Genomic DNA, 10,868 nt, shown 5'->3' on the forward strand with positions numbered 1-10,868 from the left:
CTTAATACACAAGTTCTTTTTCATCTTCTGATAATATAGTTGAAAGTGATAAAAATATTATTATTCTATCTTTTTCCTTTATAAATCCCTTTATATATCTTTTTGAAATATCTGCTACCATTTCTGGTGATTCTTCTATCACTTCTTCTTTAACTGACTTTACTTCTGACACAGAATCAACTATAATTCCTATCTTTCTATCGCCATCTCTTGTTACTATTATTTTTGAGTCATTACTTTTCTCATTTGTAAATCTATTAAATTTTTCTGATAGTGATATAACTGGTAGAATATTTCCTTCATAATTCATTATTCCTTTTAAAAACTGTGGAGAATCTGGCAATTCTGCTAATTCTTCATAATTTAATATTCTTTCCACTTCCATAATATCTCCAGAATAAAATTGATCTCCTATCATAAAGACCAACATCTTTATTTCATTACTCATGCATTCACCCTCTATATTTTTAATTTTTCTACACATATTTCACCATCTTTATCCAAATAAACGTGGACATCTCTGCTATTTTCTTCAAGCACATAAATTTTATTACCTACAATAAATTTTGTATTATAGTATGCATTATCAACATATATATGTCCATGTTTTTTCACCTTTAATATATTTTGAACAGCATTAGGTGTTCCAACTATTTTAGCCTTTATTTCATTTTCTGCAACTAATACTCCACCTCTCATTATGCTACTGTTCTTTAAAAAGTAGATACTATCAAGTGCAGTGACTTCCGATTTATAAATACCTTGTCCATTAACATATATTGACCCTGACATACTAATGGTGCTATTTTGAACATAATTTACATACAAATCAGATTTTCTTTTATTCTTTGATTTTATATCATATAGCCTTTTTTCTAATAGTGAAACTGCTTTTTTTATTTCATCAATACTTTCAAAACTTGAAAAATATGTGGTGTACATCTTTGATTTAATTAATCTATAAAACTCATTCTCAACATCATATTGTTTTTCCATCATATTTATTAAAATTTTTAAATCCATGTTAAAATTCTTAAATCTAGAATCTATAATTGCATTTATTAATTCTTTTTCATTTATATGTGTTGTTAAAAGATTTCTGTGATTTATTTTTATTAAATTTTCATAAATATTACTTATAACTTGATAAAATTTTTCTAACTTATCAACATAAATTATATATTCAGCACTAAAATTTCCACCACATATATTAGTCGATATAACATTACCATTTATTTCTATGTCACCTTCTGCAATCAAAGTTGCAATCAAAGTGTTACCATTAACTAATATATTGTTTCCACTTTCTACTTTCATATCTTCTTTTACATCACCACTTACTATAACATCACCTATAAAACTTACATTGCCTTTCGATATATCTACATCTCCAGATATTTTTAATACTTTTTCTACCGAAAATACAGTTCCTCTAATATTAGGTCTACCATCAATTGTTGCATAAACTTTATTGTCAAGTATTCTACATCCATCTTTTGCAAATATTCTTTTTTCCTTTTTTCTATGTGGCTTCACTACTTGTCCATAAACATTAAATCCAATTTCTCCATTTTTACCAATTTCTAATTGACCTATTAGTTCACCCGTCTTAACATTTGCAACATTACCTATAGATTTGAAATCCACATTACCTTGTTCATCTTCTATAAGCTTTCCTTCTTTATTGTCGTCAAAAAATAATGTTACTTTATCATCTATTGGCTCCACACATTTCTTTCCCTTTGCTATGATTACATTTTCAACCATATCATTGTTACAACACCATCTTATATTATCATTGTCAAGACCATAAATGATTCCCATTTTAGATAATTGTGACAATAATTCGATTTCTGTATATCTAGGTGCTGTAACTTCTGCTTCTATTTCAAGAGCTGGAACAAAAACAGGAGCAAATGAAGACTCTCTTATCTTATATTTATAAGATTTTTCTTCTTTAATAGTTATACATGCTTCCATTTTATCTTCTGAGACATTTAATATGATTTCTCTCTTAGGTATAGATTCTTTTTTTATTTTAAGTTCTATTTTATTTTTTTCATGAACTTCTGATGGAATTGAAACTTCTTTACCATCTATTATAACCGCCACATCTAATGAAGGTAGTATTCTAGCTGGTAAGTTTCCTTCTTTTGGATCAATAATAATAATCTGATTATTTTCAAACTTTATAAGACCTATGCCTTTACTTTTTAAATCCCCCATCTATTCCCCTCCAAAGCTAAAATATTTTTTATCTTTGTGGAACTTATTTAGATAATTAATACCCATGTTTTATATAAATTATCGTCAAAAGTCCCTATAACTTTATCTTTTTCACTAATTTTTAATAGTTTATATCCTCTTTTATTATTTTGTTAAATTCTTTTAATATTTTTTGAATTAATTCATTACTTTGAGAATTTATTTTTATATTTTCACAGTTTCTTATTGGCAAAACTTTTGGTGATGTTCCTGAAATAAACATTCCATCCAAATCTTCAATTTCTTTATAATTAACTTCTTTTTCAATTACTTTTATATTAGATCTTCTACAAGCTTCTAATATCTTCATCCTAGTTATACCTGGTAAAACATTTTTTACAGGAGAAGTGATTACGTTTCCATCTTTAACCATGAAAATATTAGATCTACTTCCTTCTGTTATATTTCCATTTCTATCAATTAAAATAGCTTCATACACATTTTTATTGTCTATCTCTATATTAACTTTATTCCTAAAATCATTATTTATGATTTTAGCATTAGGATTTTCTCTTTCACCAAAATATAATATAGTATCTACACCATTCCTATACATTTCTTCTGTAGGGTAACTATGTTTTATAAAAAACATAATAAAATTTTCTTCTTGTAATATAACTTTAACATTTCCTTCTTTAACATTGTTTAATGTGACAAGCTTTTCAAAAGACTGTATTATTTTATCATCACTTATACTATCTTTATTAGAAATCATTCTTCTTGAGTTTCTCAATCTTTCCATATGTTCTTTAAAAAATAATGGTTTACCTTCTATTATTCTTATAACTTCATATATTTGATTATTGCCTTGCAATTTAAATTTTTCATATTCATTAGTTAAATATTCATCCCCATTGTATATAAAATATTCTTTTAAAGCTTCACTCATTTTTACCCCTACTTCCATTTTAGTATTTTTATATAATCATGTTTTTTCTTATAATTTATTAAATATGGATTTCCTACCAATTTGAATAATGGCATATCTGATAATGAATCAGAAAACATATAAGAATTTTTAAAATCCACCTCAATATTATCTTTTTTTAACTCTTCCTTAAGCCTTATAACTTTTTCTTCACCTTTGCAATTTTCCCCCTCTATCTTAGGTTTATGGATATTATTTTCTAATTTAAATCTTGTTCCAATCACCTTATCAACTTCTTTTATATTATATAATTCATTTAAATAGAATTCAGCTGATGCAGATATTAAATATATCTTACAGCCTTCTTTTTTTAACTTTTTCATCATTTCAATTGCATCTTTATAAAAAATCTTGCACAATCTTTCTTCATAAAATTCTTTAACCAAACACTTCATTTCAACATCTTCTATGCCATCTATAAATCTTATAAATGTCTCTTTTGCTTTTGAAGCATCTCTAATCTTTAAACAAAATAATATAGTTGATATTATATTTCTCGGTGCGTGCAATACAACTTTAGGCTTTTTCTTTATCATAAACATATAAAATTCAAATAAGGTTTCCCTTTTAGTTATAGTGTAATCTACATCAAATATAGCTAATTTTTCCATATATACTCCAGTTCCTATTTTATATTTAAATAAATTTAATCTTTAATATTTGTTCTCATTTATTAATATTATTATAGAATATTTTTACTTATATTCATATACCTTTATATTATTCAAAATTTAGTTTTCAACTTATACATTTAGTATTTTATAGGGTTTCAAGCTGAAATTCAAAGTAATCTCTTACTCAAATGGTACTACTTATCTTGCAGTTTATTACATTGTTATATTTGGAACCAGTTGACAGTTAGTAATTAACAATGATGCTGAATATCCCCGGGGATTGAAATCCCCTCTACAATGTTTTATTTGTACTTCAAATAAAACTAATATAATATTTATCCATAAAAAGTTCATTTTGGAGAATAAATTCCCCATTATAATATTCTTACTAATCATAGTTTTAATAGTAACTCTAACTATTAATTAGAATATTTTTGTAATATATGTTTTAACTAATTTACTTAGCAAATTATCATAAAAATTGATTCAAAAAAACTGAGACTTCAATTTCATTCTTCATAATTAATTTTTAATTTTTGTACAACACTTTAAACTGCCCATTTTCACCCAAAACATAAATAACTAAAATTTTAATTTTCAAACCCTATACTTATATATTATTTTCATTTTTAAATAAAAAAAACCGTCTTTTACAACGGTTTTTTCATATTTCATTAGTTTTGAGAAGCTACTTCATTTTCATAATATGCTCTTGCAGCATTATATTCGTCGTCTTCTGGAACTACTAGTTCTCCTATTTCATCATCACCAACAACTTTAAATAAGTAAACTGAATCATCTTCAGGATTTTGAACTAATGCATATTCGTTATTTTCAAATACAAAACCATCTACTATTTCACAAATAATGCTATTTCCTTCTTCATCTTCTAATGCAACTGTTAAAACTTCGTGATCTTCACATCCACATCCGCATCCACAATCTGAATCTTCATGGTTGTGATCATGTCCGCATCCACATCCATCATGTTTTACTTCTTCTGTACCTTCACAGCCACATCCACATCCGCATTTCTTTTCGTCACTCATTGTTAAATACCTCCTGTATCTCGTTATGTATTAATTGTACCCTTAAATCTAATATTTTAAAAGCTTTTTGTTATAAAAATATAATTTTTATTTAAAATTCACATTTAATATAAATATTTCATAATTAAAAATTAATCCTATTCATAAAAATATGCATTTCATTATTTTTATATTGTTTTACAAAAACAAACTTTCATCAACTTTATTAATTTACAGTTATTAAATATATTATTCATTTCTAATATTTAAAATAACAAATTTATCAAATGATAATTCTAGAGTTGCAGTTTATTCCTATTTTTATATTTTGAACCAGTTGACAATTGAAAATTGATAATTGACAGTTATGCTTAATATTACTCATCTCATTCCTAATATTTAAAATAGAAATACCTAAAAACTAAGTTTTTATATTGTTTTCCACTAATTTGCTCTGCAAATTATTATAAAATTTGATTTTAAAAAACTGAGACATCAATTTTATCCTTCATTGTTAATTGTTCATCGTTAATTGTTAATTTTGTATAACATTTTAAATTGCTCTTTCTCAACTAAAATATGAATAACTTAAAATTTTAACTTATATTTCTATAGTAAATAAAAAAACAGTCTCAAATATAAATTCGAGACTGTTTTTTTATATATTTTAAAGACTATTGTTGTTCTGCAAGTCTTTTGTAGTTTTCTCTTCTTTCCTTAGCATCAGCTTCTGTTTTAGCAAATAATGCTTCTGCTTGTTCTGGGAATGATTTTAGAAGAGATGCATATCTTACTTCACCCATTAAGTAATCTCTAAATGATAATGTTGGCTCTTTAGAATCTAATGAGAATGGATTTTTTCCTTCTTCTTTTAATACTGGATTAAATCTATATAATGACCAGTATCCTGATTGAACAGCTAATTTAGACTCTAATTGAGTTTTGCCCATACCATTTTTGATTCCATGGTTTATACATGGTGCATATGCAATTATTAATGATGGACCATCATATGCTTCTGCTTCTTTTATAGCTTTAAGTGTTTGATTTTGATCAGCACCCATTGCTATTTGAGCAACATATACATAACCGTAGCTCATTGCCATCATACCTAAGTCTTTTTTCTTAGTTTTCTTACCTGATGCTGCAAATTTAGCTATAGCTGCAGTTGGAGTTGCTTTAGATGATTGTCCACCTGTATTTGAATAAACTTCTGTATCAAATACAAAAATATTAACATTTTCACCAGTTGCTAAAACGTGGTCAACTCCACCATATCCGATATCATAAGACCAACCGTCTCCACCGAATATCCATTGAGATCTCTTAACAAAGAAGTCTTTTTTGTTTATTACTTCTGTTAATGCTTCATTTGATTTTTCAGCTTCTAGTAATGGTAATATTTTAGCTGCTAATTCTTTAGTAGCTTCTGAACAATTTTTCTTTTCTAACCATTCATTTAATAATGCTTTTAAATCAGCATTTATATTAGCTTCAACAGCTTTTTCAACTTCTATAACTAATTTGTCTCTCATTTGGTTTGCACCTAAGAACATTCCAAGACCGAACTCTGCATTATCTTCAAATAATGAGTTTGCCCATGCTGGACCTTGTCCTTTATGATTTACTGTATATGGAGTTGAAGGAGCACTACCACCCCAAATTGAAGAACATCCTGTAGCATTAGCCACCATCATTCTATCTCCAAATAATTGAGTTATAAGTTTTGCATATGGAGTTTCTCCACAACCTGCACAAGCACCTGAGAACTCTAAAAGTGGAGTCTCAAATTGACTTCCTTTTACGTTAGAAACACCCATTGGATTTTGAGCTTTAGCTGGTAATTTTTCAGTAGCAAAATCCCAAACTTCAGCTTGTGCTTCTTGAGTATTTGCTGGTTTCATTACTAATGCTTTTTCTTTTGCTGGACAAACTTCTGCACAGTTTCCACATCCAGTACAATCTTCTGCTGAAATTGTCATAACAAATTTTAATCCTTCAAACGCTTTTCCGCCTTTAGCATCTGCAATTTTCATAGCTTTTGGAGCATCTTTTAATGCTTCTTCAGTTACTGCATATGGTCTTATTGTTGCATGTGGACAAACATATGCACATTGGTTACATTGAATACAATTTTCTGGTATCCATTCTGGAATACTTATAGCTACATTTCTCTTTTCATAAGCTGCTGTTCCTGGAGCAAATGTACCATCCTCTATACCATTAAATGCACTTACAGGAAGCTTGTCTCCTTCTTGTCTATTCATAACATCAACTACATTCTTAACGAAATCTGGTTTTGATTTCATTGGTAATGCTTCATCTACTGCATCTTTCCATGATGCTGGAACATTCACTTCAACAATTGATTCTATTCCTTTATCTATAGCAGCATTGTTCATGTTAACAACTTTTTCGCCTTTTTTACCGTAAGATTTAACTACAGCATCTTTTAAATGTCTAACAGCTTCTTCAACTGGAATTATGTTAGCTAATTTAAAGAATGCAGCTTGCATTATCATGTTAATTCTTCCACCTAAGCCTATTTCTTGAGCTATTTTTACAGCGTTAATTGTATAGAATTTAACATTATGTTCTGCAATGTATCTCTTCATTGATGCTGGTAAATGTTTGTCTAATTCTTTTTCATCCCAGATACAATTTAATAAGAATGTTCCATTGTCTTTAATTCCAGCTAAAACATCATATTTTGTAACATATGATTGGTTGTGACATCCAACATAGTCAGCTGCGTTTATTAAATAAGTTGCTTTTATTGGTTTTTTACCAAATCTTAAGTGAGAAACTGTTATTCCACCTGATTTTTTAGAGTCATATGCAAAATATGCTTGAGCATACATATCAGTATTATCACCGATAATTTTTATTGCACTTTTATTTGCTCCAACTGTACCATCTGATCCTAATCCCCAGAATTTACAAGCTGTAGTTCCTTCATCAGCAACATTTATGCTTCTTGTAATATCTATTGAAGTATGAGTTACATCATCATTAATACCTAATGTAAATCCATTCTTTAAGTTTTCTCCATTTAAGTGATCGAATACAGTTACTATTTGATCTGGAGTTGTATCTTTTGATCCAAGTCCATATCTTCCACCAATTATAACTGGTTTTTCACTACATTCATAATATGCATTTCTTACATCTTGATATAATGGTTCTCCAGCTGAACCTGGTTCTTTAGTTCTATCTAAAACTGCAATTTTCTTAACAGTTTTTGGTATATATTTAAAGAAGTGTTCTAGTGAGAATGGTCTATATAAACGAACTTTTAATAAACCTACTTTTTCTCCTTGTGCTGTTAAATAATCTATTGTTTCTTCTATAGTATCACAAACTGAACCCATTGCTATTACCATTCTTTCAGCATCTGCTGCTCCATAGTAATTGAATAAGTGATAGTCTGTTCCGATTTCTTTATTTACCATTTCCATATACTTCTCAACAGTTTCTGGAATTGCATCATAGAACTTGTTTGAAGCTTCTCTAGCTTGGAAGTATACGTCTGGGTTTTGAGCTGTTCCTCTTGTTACTGGGCTATTTGGATTTAATGCTCTATTTCTAAATGCTTCTACAGCATCCATATTTGCAAATTTAGCTAATGTTTCATAATCCCAAACTTCTATTTTTTGTATTTCATGTGAAGTTCTGAATCCATCAAAGAAGTTTAAGAATGGTATTCTTCCTTCTATTGCAGCTAAGTGTGATACTGGTGATAAATCCATTACCTCTTGAACACTATTACTTGCAAGTAATGCAAAACCTGTTTGTCTTGCAGCCATTACGTCTTGATGATCTCCAAAGATTGATAATGCTTGAGCTGCTAAAGCTCTAGCACTCACGTGAAATACACCTGGTAGTAATTCTCCTGCTATTTTATACATGTTAGGAATCATAAGTAATAATCCTTGAGAAGCTGTAAATGTAGAAGTTAATGCTCCTCCTTGTAATGATCCGTGAACTGCTCCTGCTGCTCCTGCTTCAGATTGCATTTCCATCATTTTTACAGTTTGACCAAAGATGTTTTTTCTTCCTTGGGCAGCCCATTCATCGCAGTGTTCTGCCATTGGTGATGATGGTGTTATTGGATATATTGCAGCTACATCTGTGTAAGCATATGCTACGTGAGCAGCAGCTGTATTTCCATCCATAGTTTTCATTTGTCTCATCGTCCAAACCTTCTTTCTTTATATTTACTTTAAGATTTCATTTTAAGCAAAAAATTCTAAATAATATAATTATTCTAATAACAAAAAAATTTGCTTAAAAAGTCAAAAAAACCTAACCTTATAATATTTTTATTAAAATAACATTTTATACATCCTTCATTTATAATAATAATGCCATCCTAACTAAATTTCAAGTATTATTCCTTTACTTTCTTTGTTATATTTTTAACTATCTATGATTTCGCTTTCTCCATAATTAGGTATTTTCACGAAATATCCTGCTTTTTCTAAATTTTCCTTAAATTTTGAAAGTACAATTTCCTCTCCATGAACTAAATATATTTTTTTTGGTTTCTCTAAAAAATTGTCTATCCAGCCCTTTATAGTTTCACAATCACCATGACCTGATAAACTTTGCAAGTTATAGATTTTACTTTTAACCTCTAATGTTTCACCTAAAATTGTTACTTCTTTCTTACCTTCTAAAATTTCTCGTCCTAATGTTTTATTTCCTTGCGAACACACAAATACTAATGCACTATTTTCATCTTCAATGTTGTTTTTAATATGATGAATTATCCTACCTTTGTTACAATCACCACTTGCAGCTATAATAACAACACCTTTTAAGTTTTTAAGTTCCTTAGATTCATCTATACAACTTGTGAAATATAAATTTTTAAAATCTAGTGGATTATCATTTTGTTCTATATATTTTTTAGCTTGTTTATCAAAATACTCAAAATTATTCTCAAAAACATCTGTTATTTTTGACGCTAAAGGGCTATCTACGTAAACTTTTACCTTTAACTTTTCTTTTTCTATAAATTTATTTAATGTATATAGTATCTCTTGAGTCCTACCTAATGAAAAAGCTGGAATTAGCACATTTCCTTGTTTTTCAGTAATATCCTTTATAATATCTATAAGCTTTGCAAATTCATTTCTTTTTATTTTATGTACTCTATCGCCATAAGTACTTTCTAATATTAAGTAATCACCACGATATATTTTTTCAGGATCTTTAACTAAAGGTAAATCTAAGTTTCCTAGGTCTCCACTGTATATTAATTTTATATTTTTATTATTTTCTTTTATATTTAGTTCACATATTGCTGACCCTAACATATGTCCTGCATCTTTAAAAACAAGTTGAATTTTATCATCTATCTTTATAACTTGATTATAGTCATACCCCTCAAATTTATCTAAGTAACTTTCAATTTCTTTTTTTGATAATTCTTCATTTTGTTCTAATATAATTTTGCATAAATCTACTGTTGCTTTTGTACATATAACTTTTCCTGTAAATCCTCGTTGATACAACAACATAATTCTACCACTATGATCTATATGTGTATGTGATAATATCACTAAACTGATTTCTTTTGGATTAAATATGAAGTCTTCATTGTTTCCTATTTTTTCATCTTCACCTTGAAACTTACCACAATCTAATAAAATTTGTTTATTATTTATTTTTAATAGATGACAAGACCCTGTCACACATTTATTAGCACCACAAAATTTAATTTCCACAAAATCACCTCTAAGCTTAAATTTATTCTTACTTTATAAATAGTTTCTCCTAAATAAATCTTATTTATAAAAATAAATTTCATGCTATAGGGAAACAAGCTCAAATTCAAAACTATTTTTTAAACTGTAAATATATTGTTTTCAAAAGAAATACTTACTATAAAATGATTCCGAGCTAGTCTCACTCTTAAGGGTATCCAAGTTCAAATTCAAAATAGCAGATTTATCAATTGAAAAACTTTTTTCTTTCATCAAGAAACAGGAATTATTTAAATTAGTATTTCTTTAAAAATTGATTTAG

7 protein-coding genes are annotated in these 10,868 nt (G+C 27.9%); all 7 read right to left on the bottom strand.

Annotation, left to right across the window (positions count from 1 at the left end; all coding sequences use genetic code 11):
- Position 1 precedes the first annotated feature (1 nt).
- The gene (locus tag BN346_RS14235) at positions 2-448 is read right to left on the bottom strand and encodes a chemotaxis protein CheW (protein WP_040329512.1); all 447 of its coding nucleotides are present in this window, start codon (positions 446-448) and stop codon (positions 2-4) included.
- 11 nt (positions 449-459) lie between these two features.
- A complete protein-coding gene (locus BN346_RS14240; RefSeq protein WP_040329485.1) occupies positions 460-2,226 on the bottom strand; it encodes a DUF342 domain-containing protein in 1,767 nt (588 codons plus the stop codon).
- Between the two features lie 121 nt (positions 2,227-2,347).
- A complete protein-coding gene (locus BN346_RS14245; RefSeq protein WP_040329487.1) occupies positions 2,348-3,154 on the bottom strand; it encodes an aminotransferase class IV in 807 nt (268 codons plus the stop codon).
- An 8-nt stretch (positions 3,155-3,162) separates the two neighbouring features.
- Positions 3,163-3,804, bottom strand: a complete 642-nt coding sequence (locus BN346_RS14250; RefSeq protein ID WP_040329489.1) for an HAD-IB family hydrolase — start codon at positions 3,802-3,804, stop codon at positions 3,163-3,165.
- 677 nt (positions 3,805-4,481) lie between these two features.
- On the bottom strand, positions 4,482-4,856 hold the full coding sequence (locus BN346_RS14255) for a DUF1292 domain-containing protein (RefSeq protein ID WP_040329491.1): 375 nt from the start codon (positions 4,854-4,856) through the stop codon (positions 4,482-4,484).
- A gap of 653 nt (positions 4,857-5,509) precedes the next feature.
- Positions 5,510-9,028, bottom strand: coding sequence for a pyruvate:ferredoxin (flavodoxin) oxidoreductase (gene nifJ, locus BN346_RS14260; protein WP_040329492.1), 3,519 nt, complete (start codon positions 9,026-9,028; stop codon positions 5,510-5,512).
- 225 nt (positions 9,029-9,253) lie between these two features.
- Positions 9,254-10,567, bottom strand: coding sequence for an MBL fold metallo-hydrolase RNA specificity domain-containing protein (locus tag BN346_RS14265; RefSeq protein ID WP_051540424.1), 1,314 nt, complete (start codon positions 10,565-10,567; stop codon positions 9,254-9,256).
- Positions 10,568-10,868: the final 301 nt, after the last annotated feature.

The sequence above is a fragment of the Clostridium ihumii AP5 genome (assembly GCF_000612845.1).
Classification (GTDB): domain Bacteria; phylum Bacillota; class Clostridia; order Clostridiales; family Clostridiaceae; genus Clostridium_J; species Clostridium_J ihumii.

Coding starts and splice junctions, on each gene's coding strand:
- BN346_RS14235 (WP_040329512.1), bottom strand. CDS start 448: ATGAGTAATGAAATAAAGATGTTGGTCTTTATGATAGGAGATCAATTT.
- BN346_RS14255 (WP_040329491.1), bottom strand. CDS start 4,856: ATGAGTGACGAAAAGAAATGCGGATGTGGATGTGGCTGTGAAGGTACA.
- BN346_RS14245 (WP_040329487.1), bottom strand. CDS start 3,154: ATGAGTGAAGCTTTAAAAGAATATTTTATATACAATGGGGATGAATAT.
- nifJ (WP_040329492.1), bottom strand. CDS start 9,028: ATGAGACAAATGAAAACTATGGATGGAAATACAGCTGCTGCTCACGTA.
- BN346_RS14240 (WP_040329485.1), bottom strand. CDS start 2,226: ATGGGGGATTTAAAAAGTAAAGGCATAGGTCTTATAAAGTTTGAAAAT.
- BN346_RS14250 (WP_040329489.1), bottom strand. CDS start 3,804: ATGGAAAAATTAGCTATATTTGATGTAGATTACACTATAACTAAAAGG.